Genomic DNA, 17,093 nt, shown 5'->3' with positions numbered 1-17,093 from the left:
CCTCAGCTCATTTCGTGCGGGCGGTCGTTGTGGCGCGGGGCGGCCATTTCGCGCAGGGTCCGGGCGACGATGCCCGGGCCGTCCTGCGTGAGCAGCGACTCCGCGTGGAACTGCAGCGAGGCGAAGTGAGGTCCACGCAGCGCGTGCACCTCGCCGCTCCGCTGATCGCGGCAGACCTCCACCAGGCCCACGCCGTCGATCTCGGCCTTGTCGTCCTTGCTGCGCGCGGTGAACGTGTTGTAGAAGCCGACGCGTTCGCGGTGGCCGAAGAGGTCGATCACCTTCTGGACGCCCTGGTCGGGGGATTCCTTGCGCTGAAGCGGGAAGCCGAGCTGAAGGCTGAGGATCTGGTGGCTGAGGCAGACGGCGAGGAACGGCAGCCGCTGGGCCAGGAGGGTGCGTACCGCCGAACGGAGGTGGTCCATCCTCGGGTGCCCGTGCTCCTGCGGGTCGCCGGGGCCCGGCCCCATCACCACCACGTCGTATCCGTCCAGGGCGTAGTCCTGGTCGAATCGGCGCACGGTGACCGCGAGGCCCAGTGACCGCAGCTGATGGTCGATCATGGAGGTGAACGTGTCCTCGGCGTCGACGACCAGCGCGGTGCGCCCGGCCAGTTCGGGATGTGGCCGCTGCCGCTTCCGGCTGTCGCGGAGCCAGTAGCCGGAGAGGGTGTCGTTGCGCCGCTCCAGCGCGGTGCGGACGCCGGGGTGCGCGGCGAAGAAACCGGGGGCATGAGAAGCGCGCGGGGCCGGGAGGAGTCCGGCATCCGGGATCTCCAGCGCGCAGAGCAGTCCGGCCGCTTTGGCCCGGGTCTCGGCGGCCTCGGAGTCCGGGTCGGAGTGGCGTACGAGCGTGGAGCCCACGCCGATCCGTACCCGGCCGTCGCTGTCGATGTCGGCGGTGCGGATGAGGATGGTGGAGTCGAGCGTGCTCCCGCCGCGGTCGTCGCGGCCGATGAGCGCCGCGACGCCGCCGTAGTAGCCGCGGCCGCCTTGCTCGTACGCGCTGATGATGCGGCAGGCGCTCTCCAGCGGGCTGCCGGTGACCGTGGGGGCGAAGAGGGTCTCGCGCAGGATGTCGCGGGGGTCGCGGGTGGTCCGGCCCTCGATGAGGTACCCGGTGTGGGCGAGCCGGGCCATCTCCTTGAAGTACGGGCCCGCCACCTTGCCGCCCGTTTCGCAGATCCGGGCCATCATCTTCAGCTCTTCGTCGACGACCATGCAGAGCTCGTCGGTCTCCTTGCGGTCGGCGAGGAACTCCAGCACGCCCGGCAGGGTGGGGCCGGTGTCCGGGTAGCGGTAGGTGCCGCTGACGGGGTTCATCACGGCGGTCCCGTCGCGGACGCTGATGTGCCGCTCGGGTGACGCCCCGACGAAGGTGCGCGCGCCCGTGTGGATGAGGAAGGTCCAGTACGCCCCGGACTCGCGCTCCAGCAGACGGCGGAAGAAGCAGAGCGCGCTGTGCGGCCCGTAGTCGCCGATCTCGGCCGTGAACGACCGCTTGATGACGAAGTTCGCGCCCTCGCCCCGGCCGATCACCTCCTCGACGAGGCGGCGTACGGTACGCGCGTAGGTGTCGTCGTCGACGTCGAAGCCGCCGTCGGTCAGCGTGAGAGGTGTCCGCGGCAGGCGGGCCAGCGCGTGACGCACACCCACCGTGCGATGACTGGTGACGGCCATCGCGATCAGCGGTGAACCGTCGTCGGTACAGCTGAATCCGCGCTCGGTGATCTGCCGGTACGGGACGACGACCAGCGTCTCGCGAGAGCCGGAGCGGTCCTCCCGCGCCCGCCCGGGCAACGGGATCCGGCCCAGTGACAGGGGCAGCGACAGCGTGCCGGTCAGGACGTCGAGGCGTCCGGCACCGGCCGACTCGGGGCGGTGCAGCAGCGCGAACGGGCCCGGCCCGGGGCCCAGCACCTGGTCCAGTGGATCGTTCATGACAGGACCTCCTTGGCAGTCACGACCACGGCGCAGCGTTCCGCCGCGTAGCGCAGGGCCCGGTCGTGGTACTCCCGCGAGAAGTCGGCGACCGCGTCGGCGACGAGGAATGTCTGGATGTCGTTGGTGAAGGCGTCGACCGCGGTGATCAGCACCCCGAGGTGGGCGTACACCCCGCACAGGACCAGTTGGTCGCGCCCGCTCTCCCGCATCCGCCTCAGCAGTCCGGAGCGGAAGAAGGCGCTGTAGCGCCACTTGGGGAAGACCCAGTCGCTCTCGGCGGGCGCGAGTTCCGGGACCACCTGGCGGTCCTGCGCGGTACTGCGCATACCGGGGCCCCAGAAGTCCTTGAGCAGGCCGCGCTGGTGCTCGCTCATGTCACCGCTCTGAGCGGTGTAGGCGACCTGGACGCCACGGGCGGCGCAGCGCATGCGCAGGAGCGCGGTGTTCGCCACCAGCTGACGGCTCACGGGCGCGGGGAAGGGGGCGAGGAAGTATTGCTGCATGTCGTGGACGAGGAGCACCGCGCGGTCCGGATTCACCGTCCAGCGGGCGGTGTTGGCGGGCAGCTCACCTTCCGACGGAAGGGCATAGCGCTCGATCGTGGGCAGTCCGGTCATGGTTCGGTACTCCAGTTCCCCGGTGGTTCGGCCCGCCAGGCCGTGACCACGGCCAGGGCCTGCCACGGATTCAGACGCGGATCGCACAGGCTTGTGTAGGTGTCGCCGACCCGCCCGAGGTCCGCCTGTTCGGTGGCGCACTCGGTGACGTCGTCCGGGGTGGTCTCCAGATGCAGTCCGCCGGCCATGCCGCCCGCGGACCGCACGGCCTCCTGGAACAGGGCGACTTCCTGCTGGACGGTCTTCACGAGGCGGGTCTTGTTGCCGTCGTGTGCTGTGATCGTGTTGCCGTGCATTGGGTCGGTGAGCCAGCTCACCGGATGGCCCGCGCCCTTCACGGCCTCGACGAGCGGCGGAAGACGGTCGGTGACACGGTCGGCGCCCATGCGGGCGATGAGCGTGAGGCGGCCCGGCTGCCGCCCCGGATCGAGCCGCTCGCACAGCGCGAGGAGTGCGGCGGACCTCATGTCCGGATCGACCTTGCAGGCCACCGGGTTCGAGACCACGGCGAGCAGAGCGACATGGGCGCCGTCGGGTTGACTGGTCCTCTTGCCTATCCACGGCCAGTGTGTGGAGCCCAGGAACAGGCGCCCTTCTTCGTCCCGCCGCAGCATGGGGATCTCGTAGTCGAGCAACAACGCCTCGTGGCTGGTCCAGACCGGCGGTCCGGAGCCCCGCGGCGGGTCGTGTCCGAGCCAGCCCAGGTGTCCCATGATGTCGCCGGCCGCGAGATAGCCGGTCAGCATGCGCAGCGGGTCGGGCCGGCGGCTTTCGAGGTCCGGCTCCGGTCCGTTGACCATGTGGCCGCGGTACGAGGGGAATTCGACGTCTCCCACGCGTTCGACCGGACTGGAGCGGGGTTTGGCGAACTGGCCGGCTATGCGGCCCACGCGCAGCACGGGCTTGTCCGTGGCCGTGCGCAGCGCGCAGGCCAGCATTTCCAGTACCGCGATCCTGCGGCCCACATGGACGGGATGTCGCTCCTCGGGGTCCTCGGCGCAGTCGCCCGCCTGCACGACCAGGGCCCGGCCGTCGGCCACCCGGGCCAGACGGGTGCGCAGTGTGCGGAGGTCCTCGGGCCTGACGAGTGCGGGGCGCGACGCCAGGGCTTCACAAACACGCCTGACCTGAGAGGGGTTGGGCCACTCGGGCTGCTGCGGCGCGTTCTGGGAACGTATGCCGTTCAGAACATCTTCCATGGCGATCTCCAAAGGCCAAATTGCGGGCACGGTCATATCGGAATTCCATCGCGCCTTATCTCGGGCACCGGAATCCTCAGCGCGCGCAGCTGCTCGAACGGGTTCATGAACTCGCGGTTCTGCTTGATCTTTCCGCTCTCCAGCTCGAAGGAGTGGAGGAAGTGATTCGCGTAGTAACCCTCCGGGTAGCCGGGGAAGAGAATCCTTCCGCAGCCGTCGCATTCCACCCAGAATTGATTCGGGTCCTGCGTCTCGAAGATCCGGATGTTGTACCACCGCCAGTCGGGGAAGCAGCGCAGTGACCAGACGGCGTGCTCTGCCAGCCTGTCCTGGCCGCTGATGACGATCGGCGTGCCGCTGTCCGTGGTCCACAGGCCGCCGCTGCCGTCCTCGGTGAACAGTTCGTGGCGGCGCAGCCGGTCGGCTCCACTGGTGTTCATGTACGTCTCGACCGTCGCGCGATTGAGTTCGCGCAGTTCGGCCGCGTCGGTGAACGCCTGTCGATGTGCGGTGCGGAACATGGCCGGTCCCTTCGGTGTCGGTCGATCTGAGTCGTCGCCCCACAGTGCGCGGCCCACGCGCCCGGGCACCTGAGCCGGACACCCCCGTCACCTCCCGTTCGAGGACGGGATCGTCGTGCCGGGGGTGTGCCGCGCACGGTGCCGCACGGCGCCGGGTGCGGGGCCCGCGTCCGCGAAGCGCCCGTGCCCGGGCCGCGCCGGGAAGCGTTTTGGGGCGCAAGCGGGATACGGGACTCATGCGCCCGGTCCCGTGGGCGCACGAGACTGGGTCCTTCCGGCGGGGCCGCATGGCTGAGGAGGTTGCCTTGAGCGCTCATATGCGAGATACCGCTCCCGGCGGAGAGCGCTGCCCACGCCGCAGTCCGCGAGGCGACGGCCTCGCCGACCCGGGTCGGCTCCGCCGGCCCGGCGACCCACCGCCGTCAGTCGTGGCCGGGCGGTGGCGCCCCTTCCGCGCCGAGGCCCGCGTTGCGTGCCCGGACGATCGCCTGGGCGCGGTCGTTCACCTGAAGCTTGGTGAAGATGTTCGTGACGTGGTTGCGGACCGTCTTGTCGGAGATGGTCAGACGCCTCGCGATCTGGCGGTAGTCCAGGCCGCTCGCGACCAGGTCCAGGATCTCCAGCTCGCGCGGTGTCAGATCAGGGAACACGCTCCGCCCCGGAGCGGCTGCCAGAGCCCCGAAGAACGACGGCAGACGCTCGGCGATCCGCGGTCCGAACACGGCCCCCCCTCCCGCGACGGTCCGGATCGCGGCGAGGATCTCTTCGCGGTCCGCGCCCTTGACGAGGTAGCCGCTGGCACCGGCCCGCATCGCGGCGAGGACGTTGTCGTCGTCCTCGGACATGCTCAGCACCAGAACCCTGACGTCCTGACGGTCGCTCAGCAGGCGCCGGGTGACCTCGATGCCCGAGGCGTCGGGCAGCCCGAGGTCGAGCACCACCACGTGAGGAGACATCTGAACACTGAGCGCGATGGCATCCTCGGCGGAACTCGCCTCGCCCACGACGCGGAATCCGTCCTGCGGAAGCAGGGCACCGCGCAGCCCGTCCAGAAACATCGGGTGGTCGTCCACCAGCAGCACGGTCACGGCATCCGAATCCGGCCGTGCGGGCCTTTCTTCCGTCATGGCGATTACTATAGGTAAGCAAATGACTCCATGGAGTGTTGGAGCGCTGCTCAGCGCCCCTCGAGCGGAAGGCGACAGGCAGCTGGCCGCAGCTGCCCTGTGCGCCGCGGCCACGCTGGCCCTCGGCGCCCTGTGGATCTGCTACCTCCTCGCCAACCTCGGCTCACCCGGGGTCGCCGGCAGCGCCCAACAGCTGAACGGCCTGATCTACGGCCTGCCGCTTGCCGCCGCGGGCGTACTGATCCATGCGCACTGGCCCGGCGCTCCCGTCGGCTGGGCGCTGCTGGCCTACGCGATGGCCGTGATTCTGCCGTCCGTCGTGGACGCACCCGTGTGGGTGGAGGAGGCGGGGCCCGGGGCGCGTGGTGCCGCCCTCGTCTTCAGAGCCGTCGCCAATCTGGTCAAGGTCACGCTCTGGTACACACTCCCGCTGTGGTTCCCGCAAGGCCGGCTGACCAGGCGGTGGTGGTGCTATCTGGCGGCGGTGGCCGTATGGGTTGCGCCGCAGGCGTTCGCGTACGCTGCCGCCGGGGAGCCGTTCGACGCGCCGAACCCGCTGGCCACCGGCTGGTGGGGCGAAACCGCCACCGTGCTGAACAGCTCGCTCGGTACCTCTCAGGAGGTCTTGCACTTCGTACTGATCGCGGTGAGCTCGTCCGTGCTCCTGCTGCGCATCCGTCGCGGTGAGCCCCGGCTGCGCAGTCAGCTCCTCCTGCTGCTGTCGACCTACCTGGTGTGGGCGGGCGCACAGCAGGCGTACTACCTCCTGCACGACCGCTTCTACTGGCCGACGTACTGGCTGTTCACCGCCGCCTCGGCGCTGTGGGCCGCGTCAGTGGTCCATGTGGTGATCCGTTCGGGCTCCTGGCGCATCGGCCGGTCCGCGCGACGCATCCTGGCCGGGCTGCTCGTGGCCACTCTGCTCACCGCCGTTTTCGTCGCTGCCGCGGCCCTGCTGGCGGGTGGGCTGACTCTCGGTCGTGCCGCGGACGGCGTGCTTCTGGTGGTGCTGGCATTCCTGCTCGGAGCGGGTCTGCGCCGCACCACGAGCTGGTCGATCGGGCTGGTGGACCGGCTGTACTACGGCGACAGGACGCAGCCCTACCAGGTGTTGCAGACCCTGGCCGAGCGCATCAGCCGCGCGGGCAGCCCCCAGGACATCCCGGCCACGCTGTGCACCACCGTCGTGGAGACACTGCGGCTGCCCGGCGCCGCCCTGGCCGTTCACACCCGCGCCGGTCCGCGAGTCCTGGCACGTGCCGGGAAGACGGGCGGCGACGGGCAGTTCTTCGAGCTGCTGCACCACGGCACCGTCATCGGCCGACTGTCGGTCAGCCCCCGCGAGGGGGAGGACGCGCTCGACGACCAGGACACCGGCATCCTGTCCTCCCTGGCCAACCAGGCCGCCCCCGCCGTCGCCTCTCTGCGCCTCCAGGAAGATCTCCAGACCAGCCGGGAGCAGATCGTCACCGCCCGGGAGGAAGAACGGCGCGGCCTGCGGCGTGACATCCACGACGGTCTCGGCCCGGCGCTCGCCGGACTCCGGCTGCGCGTCGACAGCGCCGCCGCGCGCATGCCGTCCCACGACCCCGTACGCGAAGCGCTGAGAGACGTCTCCGGGGACCTGGGCATGGCGATCAAGGAAGTGCGGCGCATCACCGACCGGCTCGGGCCCGCGCCCCTGGGCGAACTGGGACTCAGCAGCGCCCTTCAGCAGCTCGTCTCCGCCTTCGACGGCACCCGCCTGACTGTCAGCGCCGAACTCGTCCCGTCTCCGCTGCCGCCTCTTCCGGCGGCGATGGAGGTGGCGGTCTACCGGATCACCGCCGAGGCCCTCAACAACGTGCTGCGCCATGCCCGTGCCGGGCATGCCCAGGTCCGTGTGGACGTCGACGCCCACACGCTCACACTGACCGTCATCGACGACGGGATCGGCTTCGCCGAGGTCCCGGACTGCGGCGGCGTGGGCATGCGCTCCATGGCGGACCGGGCCGCGGAGATCGGTGGCTGGTGCACCGTGGGCCCGCTCCGCAGGGGGACACGCGTACTGGCCGTTCTGCCCCGCTCCTCAGCGACCGCCGACGGGTAACAGCGGCCGCCGGTGTGGGCGACCGGCCGCCTCGGAGACAGTCGTGTCGGAGGAAGACGTGGGTGACCGGCCGCCTCCATGGTCACCGGCCCTGACGGCGGGCCGGTCCGGGCACAGCGACGCCCGCTGCCGGTCGAATCGGCAGCGGGCGTCGAGGGTGTGATGTTCCTTCCGAAGGCCTCAGGGGCACCCGGGGCAGTCCCGGGCCCACACTTTGTGCCCCGGACCCCAAGGGTGGCCAGGGCCGTGGGCAGGTCCTCGCCTGCCCCGCGACCCGATGAGAACGGCCGTGGCGAGGATGACACCCGTAGCCACTGTGGTGATGACCTTGCACTTCATGGTGATTCTCTTCCTGCTCCCTGGGCCGCGCCGCCGGATTTCGGCTTTGCGACGCTTTGAGCGATTACACGAAGAATGTGTCACCCCGGGTACCCCACACACATGAGTCCCGGAGCCCACCGCTACCCCCTTTCCCGGCCATGACGGCCGCCGGTTCGACACCATGACGGCCGTCGGCTCGGACACGGAAGGGAAGGGGACGCGGGGTGCGGCACCGTACGCCGCCGCACGGCAACCGGCCCAACGAGCTAGAACGTCACCGTTCGCCGGCTGAGCACCGGCAGGTCCGCCGGGCTCATCGCCCTGTGCGGTGTGCGGACGGCGCGGCGGCCCGCAACCCGGTACTCCTCGCGCCACAGCTCGAACATCACCAGTGACCAGACGGCCACCGCGATCCGGTCCGTGGGCCGGGCGAGCTGCGCTGCCAGGAGGCGGTGCACCGCGTCGGGGTCGAACAGTCCGGAAGCCCTCAGCCTCGCCGGGGACAGCACGTCACGGACGAAGCGCGTCGCCGCGCTGTTCCGGGTGAGCAGGGTGGTGAGCGGGAGGACGGGCCGGGAACCGGCGGTCGTCGGCGTGCGGGCGGCGGCGTACGGCGCGGCGGCCGCCCAGACCGGACGAGGGGCCAGGGGCAGCCGCGCCCGTACCGCGTGGCTGCCGCTCAGATGCGCCAGGCGGCGGAGGCCGCGAGCGGGCAGCAGGACGTCCAGTTCGAAGCCGGTCAGTACCGCCCGCCGCGCTTCGCCCCTGGCGTGCTCGCCCAGCCGCGTCATCAGTGCCCGTCCCGCGTCGCCCCGGTCCGCCACGTACGCGCGGTAGTCGGCGCTGTAGAGGCGGAAACGGGTGTCGGAAGGGACGGCGGAGAGCGCGTCGGCGTACCGCGTGAGCCACTCCACGTCTCGGGCCCGGACGGCCGCCTCGACGCGCCCGCGACCAGCGATGATCTCGTCGACGGTGTCCGTGGCCAGCGCCGAGCGGAAGCCCGCCCGGTGCGCCGACGCGAACAGGATGTCGGTGGTGAGGGCGGCGGGGTCGGCATCCGGCTGCCCGAGGCGCCGGACGAGGTCGGGCAGCAGCTCAGGCAGGCGCGCAGCATCGATCCCGGCCGGCCTGCCTGCCTCCTCCCCGTCCGGGAGGCCTACGGACGGCAGGCCCTGCCCGGCCGCGGCGGCCAGTTCCGTCACCAGGTCGGTACCCGGGCCCCCGATGCCGAGCAGGCACGTCGGCCCGGCGCCCGCTTCCCGCCGCCGTACGCGTTCCACGGCGGTGGCCCGGACCCGCACCCCCGCGGCGGGCCCGGGCGCCGGCACTGTGCGCCCCGGACCGGTGGCCCGGCGGATCAGGCGCAGGCCGCCTGCGCGCGAGCAGACGGCGGTGGTACCGGGCGGCAGCACCCGTACTCCTTCGATCAGCGTGTGGCCGTCGAGCGGCGCGCCCGTCGTGAGATACGCGTCCAGACCGGGCTCCCACAGCGCCGGACGGCGGGGGAGCAGCGTGAGCAGGGCAGGGATCTCCGAAGCGAAGCGCAACTGCTGACGGGCCGGGTCCCAGTGGTAGTAGAGCGGAGTCGTTCCGGCGTCGTCGGTGGCCAGCACGAGAACCGGCGCGGAGCGCGTGTCCACGACAGCCGCGATGTACGACCCGTCGAGATGCTCGGCGAAATCCGTTCCGTCCAGCTCGAAGGCGGATCTCAGCAGCGCGGCGTCGTTGCGGTCCGCGACGGCCCGACCGTGCACCTCCAAGCGGGTGAGCAGCCCGAGCCGATGGTCGATCTCGCCTTCGAACGCTGCCGTGATGCCTTTGTCGGCCATGGTTTGAACGGCTGCCAGGGCCCACCCCTCGCCCCGTTGTACACAGTCGGCGTCCGATCGTCCCGCATCCATCCGCTGTGAGACGGCGGAGCGCAGGTCGTGCGGCGAGATGTCGGCACCGAAGTGGCCCAGGATGCGGCACATGATGATCACGACCTCGGAAGCGGGGGCTGATGACACCCCTACAGTCGGCTTCCCGGCTTCCCGTGCGCACGGGGCCCTGATCCGATCCCGGTCCCTCCTCGGTCCCGGGACTTCCGGGCGCCGGAAGCCCAGGGCGTCCGGCGCGCCCCGATGCTCGACCCGGTCCCCGGTCCCCGGTCAACAGGGCTGAGCGGCGAGGGGCCTTGGGTCCGAGCCCCCGGCCCGGGGTGTCTGCGCCGGAGCGCGCTGCCGCGGGCGGTCACGCACCGCCACGTATGCGTGCCCCGAGCGCCGCCCGGCGGTGCCGTGAAGCGCGGCATCCCGGCCGAAAGGAGGGGTCTGATGTGCGCAGTAGTGACCAAGGGTGTCAGGATGGGCTCATGAGTAACGTGTTTTTCGACATCACCATCGACGGCAAGCCGGCCGGCCGGATCGTTTTCACCCTGTTCGACGACGTGGTCCCCGAGACCGCCCGCAACTTCCGTGAGCTTGCCACCGGCCAGCACGGTTACGGCTACGAGGGCTCGTCCTTCCACCGTGTCATCCCCGACTTCATGCTCCAGGGCGGTGACTTCACCCGCGGTAACGGCACGGGTGGCAAGAGCATCTACGGCCCGAAGTTCGCCGACGAGAACTTCAAGATCAAGCACACCAAGCCGGGTCAGCTGTCCATGGCCAACTCCGGTCCGAACAGCAACGGCTCGCAGTTCTTCATCACCACCATCGTCACGGGCTGGCTGGACAACAAGCACGTCGTCTTCGGCGAGGTCGTCGAGGGCATGGAGCTCGTGAGGCGCATCGAGAGCCTCGGCTCAAGCACCGGTGCCACCAAGTCGAAGATCACGATCGCCAAGTCGGGCGTCGTCGAAGGCTGATTACGTCCGCGTGGCTTCCACTGCGAGACGTACGGGGCCGGGCAGCCGCCGTCACTGCGGCTGCCCGGCCCTTCCGTCTGTCCCGAGCCGCCGGCGGCGGCGCCGCGAAGCCCGAGCTGCTCGCCGTGGCCAACCCGAAACCGCTGGACCTCGCCCCTGGTGAGAACGCGTTCGTTCGGCGCCCGACGCGGGCATCTCCCGTTATTCGCGCTCCCGTTGCTGCTCCGACCGGCTGAGCCGCAGGAGCGCGCTCCGTCTTCCGCGCCGCATCTCCCACCGCAGTGGAGACGCCCGGGAATGTCATTTCCGCTGACGACAACGGCAGTTGCCGCTCGGAGCGGCTTCACGACAGGTCGTGGCGGTGCGGTCTCGCATCGCGCCCCGGGTCCGCCGTGGTCGGTCACATTGACCGTCAGGCGCCGAAGCAGCCCCATCGCCTGGCTGACTTCGTCGGGCGTCAGGCCCATCGCGTCGCCGATGGCAGCCGGGACCTTGCTCGCCCGCTCCCGCAGCGCCAGCCCCGTCGATCCGGTACGGCTCAGGCCCTTCCCTACGACGAGGGCGACGTCGTCCCGCCCGGCCGGGACAGGGCGGGACAGGGCGAAGGCTTCACCGCGAGCCCCCGCTACATGACGCCCTCGTCGCTCCTGTCGGCCCCGTCGACGCTGTCGTTCCCGTCGGATTCGCTCAGCGACAGCTCCGCCCAGATGACCTTCCCCTGCGGTGTGTACCTCGCGCCCCAGCGGTCGGACATCTGCGCGACCAGGAACAGGCCCCGGCCTCCCTCGTCCATCGTGGCCGCATGCCGCAGATGGGGCGACGTGCTGCTGCCGTCGGAGACCTCACAGGTCAGGGCGCGGTCGCGCAGCAGTCGCACCGTGATCGGTTCGGAGCCGTACCGGATGGCGTTGGTGATCAGTTCGCTCAGGACCAGTTCTACGGCGAACGCGTGCTCGGACATTCCCCATACGGCCAGCTTCTCGGTGACGGCGGCACGCATTCCGGCGACGGCGGCGGGATCGCACCGCACGTCCCAGGTGCTGACATGGTCCGGCGGCACGGCCTTCGTGCGGGCGATGAGCAGGGCCACGTCGTCCTTCGGACGCTCGGGCAGGAGTGCGTCGAGCACCGCCTGACAGCTCGCCTCCGGCGAGCGTCCGGGATGGGAGGCCAGGGCCTGGCGCAGCAGTTCGATCCCCACGTCGATGTCCCGGGTGCGGTCCTCGATGAGCCCGTCGGTGTAGAGCACGAGCTGGGTGCCCTCGGCCAGCTGGTGTTCGGCGGTCTCGAACGGCATACCGCCCAGGCCCAGTGGCGGCCCCGCAGGCAGGTCGGCGAACGACACGGTGCCGTCGGGGTGGACCAGCGCGGGCGCGAGATGTCCGGCACGCGCCATCGTGCAGCGGAGGGTGACCGGATCGTAGATGGCGTAGAGGCAGGTGGCGCCCATGACGCCCGCACCCGCGGCCGCTCCCGTCTCTTCCAGGTCGATGCGCCCGACCAGGTCGTCGAGGTGGCTGAGGATCTCGTCGGGCGGCATGTCGAGGGTGGAGAAGTTGTGCACCGCGGTACGCAATCGTCCCATCGTGGCGGCGGCGTGCAGACCGTGGCCGACGACGTCCCCGACGACCAGGGCGACGCGGCTGCCGGACAGGGGGATGACGTCGAACCAGTCGCCGCTCACCCCGGACAGGGCGGGCAGGTAGCGGTGCGCGGCATCGAGCGCGCTCTGCTGGGGCAGGGCCCGCGGCAGCAGGCTGCGTTGCAGGGCCACGGCCAGCTTGTGTTCGCGGGTGTAGCGGCGGGCGTTGTCGATGCTGACCGCCGACCGGGCGACCAGTTCCTCGGCCAGCGAGAGGTCGTCCTCCTCGAACGGCTGAGGCTTCTCCGACCGCCAGAAATTGACCATGCCCAGGATGACGCCACGCGCCTGGACGGGCACCGTGATGAGCGAATGGATGCCGTACTCGACGATCTTCCGTGTCCGCTCCGGGTCCTGGGCATGCCAGCCGGTGGCGGCGGACAGATCGGGTACCAGCTCCGCCTGGCCGGTGCCGTAGCCCCTGGCCTGAGGTGTGGAGGGGACGAAATCGATGAGGCGGTCGCGTTCGTAGAGAGGGTGGTCGTCCCGGATGCCGTGGACGGCCGTGCGGCGCATGCCCGCGCCCGCACCGGCCGGTTCCTCCCCGTGCAGCACGGGGTCGGCCAGATCGACGGTGATGAAGTCGGAGAACCGGGGGACCGCGACCTTCGCCAGTTCCTCCGCCGTGTGCACCACGTCGAGGGTGGTGCCGATGCCCAGGCCGGCGTCGTACAGCAGTCTCAGCCGCTCGCGGGCCGTCTGGGCTCTGCTGTCCAGGTCCCAGAGCTCCGTGGAGTCGCGCAGGGTGGCGACCGCTCCTTCGGGGCCGCCGTTGCGGTCCGTGGGCCGCTGGTTCACCGCGAGCAACCGATCGCCGGCCAGGTGCACCTCGTCCGTGGCCGGGCGGCCCGAGGACAGCAGCTCCACCGTGTCGGGTGCCAGACTCGGCAGTTGCGAGACGTGTCGCCCCTCGGCGTCGGGCGGCAGCTCCAGGAGCCGCCTGGCCTCGTCGTTCGCCAGGAGCAGCCTGCCGTCGTCGCCGACGATGAGGACGCCTTCGCGGACGGAATGCAGCACGGCGTCGTGATGCTCGTACATGCGGGTCATCTCGGCAGGGCCCAGACGGTGGGTCTGCCGCCGCAGGCGCCTGGCCACGAGCGCTGTCACACCGGTGGCCAGGGCGAGCGCGGCGGCCGCGGTGCCCAGGATGATCGGCAGCTGCCGGTTCACCACGCTGCTCACGTTCTTGACCTTCAGGCCAGCGGACACCAGAGCCACGACCTTGCCCTTGAGGTCGAAGACGGGGACCACCGCCTGGACCTCGTGGCCGAGGGGGCCGAACACGCTCTCCGTGTAGACGTGGCCGGCCAGCGAAGGCTCGATCGTGCCGACGAACCTCTTCCCGATCCGGTCCGGCTTGGGGTGTGTGTAGCGGATTCCCTTTGTGTCCATGACGACGATGAAGTCGACGCCTGCGGCCTTGCGCGCCGCCTCGGTGAGCGGCTGGAGAACCTTGGAAGGGTCGGGGGTCTTGAGGGCGAGCAGAACGCCCGGCGAGTTCGCGAACGTTTCGGCTACGGCGATGGACCGGCGTTTCGCCTCCGTGGTGCTGTCGTGCCGGGACTGCAGCACAAGGACCAGCACCGCGGTCCCCACCAGCAGCACCACCAGGGCCACCTGCAGGGCGAAGACCTGGCCCGCGACGCTCCGGGGATGCTTGTCGGTCAGTGACCGAATCGGTGCTCTCCGGAATCGGTCGAAACGTTTGACCACATTGACCTTTCTAACACCGCGAGGTGCTCAGCGGCGAAAGACCGATCCGTCGGCGCGGCCGTGCCCGACGGCGGACCGCTGCGTACGGGTTCAGATGGCCATCGCTTCCTGGATCCATCGCTTGACGCGGTAGGGGAGCCACCAGACGAGCTCACCGACCGCGAGGACCAGGTGCTCCTCCGCGAAGTCGGCCAGGACGTCAGGTCTGACGGCCGCCGCGGGAGCCCCGTAGTCCAGCGCCGAAATGGCCTGATGGTAGTGGGGTTCGTCCGACGTGAAGCGGCGCAGGTCCCCCCAGCGCCGGTCGCGGATCTGGATGAAGCCGGGGCCCTGTCGCCACAGGCACTTGCACACGTAGTGGCTGCGGCGCCAGGTGAGCAGCAGGCCGTCCGCCCCCTGCGGGCCGGTCATCCGCTGGGGCGGCTGGAGATGGCTCAGGAGTTTCCAGGTCTCGTCGTCGCCGGGTTCGAGGCGCAGGCTCCATTCGACCAGTACGGCGCGGGCCGTGAGATCCCGTACGAGGCTGAGGGCACGCACAGCGTGCCGTGCCGTCGACGGCGTGGCGACCGCGGCGTGCCCGAGATCGACGGGCTCGGACAGGACGACCCGCCGGGCCCCGAGATTCCACAGGTGGTCGCTCTCCTCGGCGACGGTCCGTGAGATGTCGTGGTCACCGAGCGACATGCCGGGCAGGGCGCAGGCGGCGGGGTCGTAGTCGCGCCAGGCCGTCACGGTCAGCGGTAGCTCTTCGCGGACGGGGTTCGGTGCGGTGCTCATGCGGCGGTGCCTCCTGGGCGCGCGTACGAATCAGACGGTGAGGGACGGCCGGGCGCTCTCAAGCGCCTCGTCGGGTTCGCCGCCCTCGGGCGGGGTGAACGCCTCGGCCGGGTGGAGATGGCGCATGAAGTCCAGCCGAAGCAGGTCCTCGTTGACCGCTGACGGGGCGATGTGGACGTACTGGCCCCCGTCGGTGAACACCAGCCCCAGGGCCGCCCATCGGTCCAGGATCTGCTGCACCTCGTCCTGGGCGCGCGGGACCCCGGCGGTGCGTGCCGCGGCCTTGCGGGTGAGAGCGGCCGGGGCGTGAGGCTGGTCGAGGAGGCGGAACAGCACGACTTCGAAGGGGTCGGTCAGTTCCATCGCGTGCCAGGAGTACGCCCGGCGGCGGCTGACCAGCACAATGCGGTCGCCCAGGTCGGACTGGGTGAGGCGGGCGTCCGCGTGGTGCTTCTTCCAGCCGCCGAGCGCGTCGTTGAGTCGGGTGACGGTGGGTTCGCCGATCCCGCGGGCCGGCGCGTCGAAGACGTAGGCCAGGTCGTACAGCTCCTCTTCGGGCAGGTCGTAGGTGAAGCGGTAGTGCGCCTCGGGCCTGAGGCCCGTGAAACCGAGTTCGGGCCGGTTGAAGTAGGGGCTGAAGCGCTCGATGGCGATGCGTGCCGACATGTCGACGGGCGGGTCCAGGTGTTCGAGAGCCGGGATCTGTTCGATGATCGGTGTGTAGTCCTCGGCGCTCTCGCCCGGGAAGCCGTGCAGGTAGTTCCAGGACACCGACAGTCCGGTCTCGGCTCCGTCGCGCAGCATCCGCACGTTCTGGCAGCCGCTGACGCCCTTGTCCATCAGGTCGAGGACCCGGTTGTTGAGACTCTCGATGCCCGGCTGGACGTAGATCAGTCCGGCGTCGGAGAGGGTGCGCAGCTGGGACCGGCGCATATTGGCCTTGATCTCGATGTGCAGACGCAGGTCGTAGCCGCTGTCGATGATGCGGGGCAGCACGGTGTTGAGGTAGCCCATGTCGAGGATGTTGTCGACGACGTACATGTCCAGGACGCGGTGCCGCCGGGCGAGGTCCATGATCTCTTCGTAGAAGACGTCCGGGCTCTTGCTGCGGAACTGCATGAAGGAGCCGTTGAGCCCGCAGAAGGTGCAGTGGTGCTTCTCGCCCCACCAGCAGCCCCGGGCACCCTCGACGACGAGCTTGGGCTCGACCCAGTTACGGGCGACGGAGGAGGCGAGGCATTCGAAGTAGCCGCTGTAGTCGGGGGGAAGGATGTGGGCCGGAGGCAGGGGCGCGGTGGCCATCGGGTTGGGGACGCTGGTGCCGTCGGCCTCGCGGTGGCACAGGCCGGGAATCGTGGAGAGATCCGTCTGTCCGTCCTGGAGAGCGGTCACCAGCTGGGGAAAGGCGGTCTCGCCCTCTCCGCGGACGACATGGTCGATGAAGGGGAAGTTGCGGTGGACGGCCGCTCCCTGTTCCGCGTCGCAGTTGGCGCCGCCCATGACGGTGACGATGTGCGGCGCGAGCCGTTTGACGTGCTTCGCGGCTGCCAGTGCCGCTGTGTTCTGCTGGAAGGTGGAGGTGAATCCGACGACGTCCGGGGCGTGGTCGACGATCCGGCGGGCGATGGTCTCGACGAACTGGGGGACCTGGTGGTGCAGTTCTCTGGTCATACGCATCCGGGACTTGCGCAGCCGGCCGCTCATCACGTCGGCGAACTCCTCCTCCTTCCACTCCGGGTCGTCGTAGAGGGCGGAGGAGAAGACCCAGTCGCCGCATCCCATGAAGTACGAGGAGAGCGCGTAGTACTCGTAGTCCTCGGCGGTGAACTCGGTGCGCCGGGTGATCCAGTCGGTGAATTCCAGATTGGCGTGCAGCACCTCGGCGGTGGCGCCCGCGACGCGTTCGTCGATGCTGCGTTTGAGGATGCCGAGCGCGAGTGAGGGCAGGTCGATGGGGGACCACGGCATATTGACCAGCAGTACGCGCACCTTGGCTCCTTGACGGGATGAGCGGAACCTGCACGGCAGGCAGGTGCCCGGTGGTGGATGGGTGCCGGCCGGCCCGGCGTGAACGCCGGACCGGCCGGTGTGGTCAGTCCTCTTCGGAGTCCTCGGCGTTGCGGAACGGGATGGTGATGGTGATCCCGATGCTCGGCTTGCGGTTCTCCTCGTCACCCGCCAGCGGGTCGTTGTTGATGACGTCCTTCTGCACGGTGTGCCCTCCTCTCCGTGGTCTCTGCTTCGGCGTCCTTCCCGGCGTTCTCGCGGATGGCGCGAGGGCCGGGATCCCCCTCCG

Annotated in this window: 11 protein-coding genes; 2 read left to right on the top strand and 9 right to left on the bottom strand. The window is 70.2% G+C overall.

What is annotated here, in order from left to right:
- Positions 1 to 2: 2 nt before the first annotated feature.
- The 5 genes from OG293_RS02365 to OG293_RS02345 all read right to left on the bottom strand — a co-directional run bounded on the left by OG293_RS02365 (position 3) and on the right by OG293_RS02345 (position 5,407).
- Positions 3 to 1,940 (bottom strand): anthranilate synthase family protein, encoded by a 1,938-nt coding sequence (locus OG293_RS02365; RefSeq protein ID WP_405997062.1) that lies wholly within the window; start codon positions 1,938 to 1,940, stop codon positions 3 to 5.
- Positions 1,937 to 2,560, bottom strand: coding sequence for an isochorismatase family protein (locus tag OG293_RS02360; RefSeq protein ID WP_405997061.1), 624 nt, complete (start codon positions 2,558 to 2,560; stop codon positions 1,937 to 1,939). Before OG293_RS02360 ends, OG293_RS02365 begins: the two co-directional genes overlap by 4 nt.
- A complete protein-coding gene (locus tag OG293_RS02355; RefSeq protein WP_405997060.1) occupies positions 2,557 to 3,759 on the bottom strand; it encodes a 3-deoxy-7-phosphoheptulonate synthase in 1,203 nt (400 codons plus the stop codon). Before OG293_RS02355 ends, OG293_RS02360 begins: the two co-directional genes overlap by 4 nt.
- Before the next feature lie 32 nt (positions 3,760 to 3,791).
- Complete coding sequence (locus OG293_RS02350) at positions 3,792 to 4,280, bottom strand: PhzA/PhzB family protein (RefSeq protein ID WP_405997059.1); 489 nt, start codon at positions 4,278 to 4,280, stop codon at positions 3,792 to 3,794.
- 422 nt (positions 4,281 to 4,702) lie between these two features.
- Complete coding sequence (locus OG293_RS02345) at positions 4,703 to 5,407, bottom strand: response regulator (RefSeq protein WP_405997058.1); 705 nt, start codon at positions 5,405 to 5,407, stop codon at positions 4,703 to 4,705.
- A gap of 22 nt (positions 5,408 to 5,429) precedes the next feature.
- On the opposite strand from OG293_RS02345, the gene OG293_RS02340 reads away from it, so the two are divergent.
- Positions 5,430 to 7,496 (top strand): sensor histidine kinase, encoded by a 2,067-nt coding sequence (locus OG293_RS02340; RefSeq protein ID WP_405997057.1) that lies wholly within the window; start codon positions 5,430 to 5,432, stop codon positions 7,494 to 7,496.
- Between the two features lie 587 nt (positions 7,497 to 8,083).
- On the opposite strand, the gene OG293_RS02335 is transcribed toward OG293_RS02340, so the two are convergent.
- Positions 8,084 to 9,790, bottom strand: coding sequence for an asparagine synthase-related protein (locus tag OG293_RS02335; protein WP_405997056.1), 1,707 nt, complete (start codon positions 9,788 to 9,790; stop codon positions 8,084 to 8,086).
- Between the two features lie 380 nt (positions 9,791 to 10,170).
- Here OG293_RS02335 and OG293_RS02330 point away from each other — a divergent pair, with 380 nt between their 5' ends.
- On the top strand, positions 10,171 to 10,665 hold the full coding sequence (locus tag OG293_RS02330) for a peptidylprolyl isomerase (protein ID WP_405997055.1): 495 nt from the start codon (positions 10,171 to 10,173) through the stop codon (positions 10,663 to 10,665).
- A gap of 625 nt (positions 10,666 to 11,290) precedes the next feature.
- On the opposite strand, the gene OG293_RS02325 is transcribed toward OG293_RS02330, so the two are convergent.
- The 3 genes from OG293_RS02325 to OG293_RS02315 form a co-directional block, all read right to left on the bottom strand.
- Positions 11,291 to 13,975 (bottom strand): SpoIIE family protein phosphatase, encoded by a 2,685-nt coding sequence (locus OG293_RS02325; RefSeq protein WP_406003485.1) that lies wholly within the window; start codon positions 13,973 to 13,975, stop codon positions 11,291 to 11,293.
- A 135-nt stretch (positions 13,976 to 14,110) separates the two neighbouring features.
- Positions 14,111 to 14,797 (bottom strand): DUF5825 family protein, encoded by a 687-nt coding sequence (locus OG293_RS02320; protein WP_405997054.1) that lies wholly within the window; start codon positions 14,795 to 14,797, stop codon positions 14,111 to 14,113.
- 30 nt (positions 14,798 to 14,827) lie between these two features.
- The gene (locus tag OG293_RS02315; protein ID WP_405997053.1) at positions 14,828 to 16,786 is read right to left on the bottom strand and encodes a RiPP maturation radical SAM C-methyltransferase; all 1,959 of its coding nucleotides are present in this window, start codon (positions 16,784 to 16,786) and stop codon (positions 14,828 to 14,830) included.
- Positions 16,787 to 17,093: the final 307 nt, after the last annotated feature.

The sequence above is a fragment of the Streptomyces sp. NBC_00829 genome (genome assembly GCF_045161795.1).
Classification (GTDB): Bacteria; Actinomycetota; Actinomycetes; order Streptomycetales; family Streptomycetaceae; genus Streptomyces.
Note: the sequence above shows the minus strand (reverse complement) of the source record. Positions and strands in the feature narration are given on the sequence as shown.

Excerpts from the sequence above, each read along its gene's own strand:
- OG293_RS02365 (WP_405997062.1), bottom strand. The coding sequence starts at position 1,940 with ATGAACGATCCACTGGACCAGGTGCTGGGCCCCGGGCCGGGCCCGTTC.
- OG293_RS02360 (WP_405997061.1), bottom strand. The coding sequence starts at position 2,560 with ATGACCGGACTGCCCACGATCGAGCGCTATGCCCTTCCGTCGGAAGGT.
- OG293_RS02355 (WP_405997060.1), bottom strand. The coding sequence starts at position 3,759 with ATGGAAGATGTTCTGAACGGCATACGTTCCCAGAACGCGCCGCAGCAG.
- OG293_RS02350 (WP_405997059.1), bottom strand. The coding sequence starts at position 4,280 with ATGTTCCGCACCGCACATCGACAGGCGTTCACCGACGCGGCCGAACTG.
- OG293_RS02345 (WP_405997058.1), bottom strand. The coding sequence starts at position 5,407 with ATGACGGAAGAAAGGCCCGCACGGCCGGATTCGGATGCCGTGACCGTG.
- OG293_RS02340 (WP_405997057.1), top strand. The coding sequence starts at position 5,430 with ATGACTCCATGGAGTGTTGGAGCGCTGCTCAGCGCCCCTCGAGCGGAA.
- OG293_RS02335 (WP_405997056.1), bottom strand. The coding sequence starts at position 9,790 with ATGTGCCGCATCCTGGGCCACTTCGGTGCCGACATCTCGCCGCACGAC.
- OG293_RS02330 (WP_405997055.1), top strand. The coding sequence starts at position 10,171 with ATGAGTAACGTGTTTTTCGACATCACCATCGACGGCAAGCCGGCCGGC.
- OG293_RS02320 (WP_405997054.1), bottom strand. The coding sequence starts at position 14,797 with ATGAGCACCGCACCGAACCCCGTCCGCGAAGAGCTACCGCTGACCGTG.